The 1221-nt window shown below is 55.4% G+C and carries 1 protein-coding gene and 1 pseudogene; both read right to left on the minus strand.

The window, feature by feature from the left end:
* On the minus strand, positions 1-198 hold a 198-nt coding region (locus P7F28_RS09245), incomplete at its 3' end, for a hypothetical protein (protein ID WP_277184211.1).
* A 299-nt stretch (positions 199-497) separates the two neighbouring features.
* Positions 498-989: pseudogene (locus tag P7F28_RS09250) on the minus strand (tyrosine-type recombinase/integrase); the annotation flags it as partial.
* Positions 990-1221: the final 232 nt, after the last annotated feature.

The following is a 1221-nucleotide window of genomic DNA, read 5'->3' on the forward strand; positions in this document are numbered from 1 at the left end:
AGTTCGGCCCAGTCTGGCAAGGTCAATGAAAGAAAGCGGTTCTGTTTTCACGCGCAGTCCTCTCCGGAAAATAGCGCTGTTGTTATTTTGCAGGCGTTCACCGGCTGGCAAAAACCAGCCGATTGTCTTCTGCAAAAAAGAGTACATCAACGCCAAACGCACCGTTCTTTTACCAACGAAAAAAATGGCGTCCAGCATTGAGACTCACATATTGGAACGCGGACCGGTAAAAAGCATCGACCAGCCCCCCACTTCGCGGCTGTGGATCGAGTAATTCAGAACGTGCTGTAGTAGAGTCCAATCGAACTTAATTCAACCTCGCTCGCTTTTAGACGTAGCGATAGAAATTCTTGACGCGGCGCTGCCCGCTGACGCACGATTTACAAGAACGCGGTCAAGACCGGCGATCTGCTTAAGCGATTGTCAGCGGTTTTGCTCATGCTGTTGAATGACTCCATTGGCCGGACAGCGACCGCTCGCCGTCCGGCCAGCCTAGTTTAAACGTCAGTCTGCTCTGCCATCTCAAGCGCATCGTCAACCTCGATGCCAAGATACCGAACGGTGCTTTCAAGTTTGGTATGTTTTATAGAAGCTGCACAGCTCTGAGATTCTTCGTGCGACGGTAGATCAGCGACGCCTTTGTCCGCCGCATTGTGTGCGTTCCGTAGGCTGCGTCGTCAAGCCCGATGGATCGAATCCATCGATGCACCAGCCGAGCATACTGCCGGGTCGAAATGTGCGGCGATTCGTGGATGCGACTTGGAAAGAGGTAATCGGCCGGCAGAAAGCTGCGCCGCTCGAATCCATGCTTCTGTACTACCCCGCGTCTGCTCCGTGATCTCGAACTGCACCGGCCGTTGCGTCTTTCGTTGCATAACAGTCGCGCGCGCCGATACCCGCGAACCCATACACACGTCGGACACCCGCAACGCGGTAAGGTCACACGTCCTCAGCTTGCTGTCGATCGCCAGATTGAAGATCGCGAGGTCGCCTTGCGTCGTCAGTGAGCTGGCTTCTCGTACAGGGACCACACGTAGCCACCGGGACCGGGTTCCTGCCATAGTCCTGCGCGGATAAAGCCAAGCGACTCATAGTAGGCGCAGAGTTTCGCGTTGTGGACGGCACAGTCGAGTCGGACAAAGCGACGGTTCGAGCCTCTTATCTGGCCGGCGCACCAATCGAACATGATGCTCCCGAGCCGGCGTCCGTTAAAGCCTTTCC

The organism is Caballeronia sp. BR00000012568055 (assembly GCF_029439455.1).
Taxonomy (GTDB): domain Bacteria; phylum Pseudomonadota; class Gammaproteobacteria; order Burkholderiales; family Burkholderiaceae; genus Caballeronia.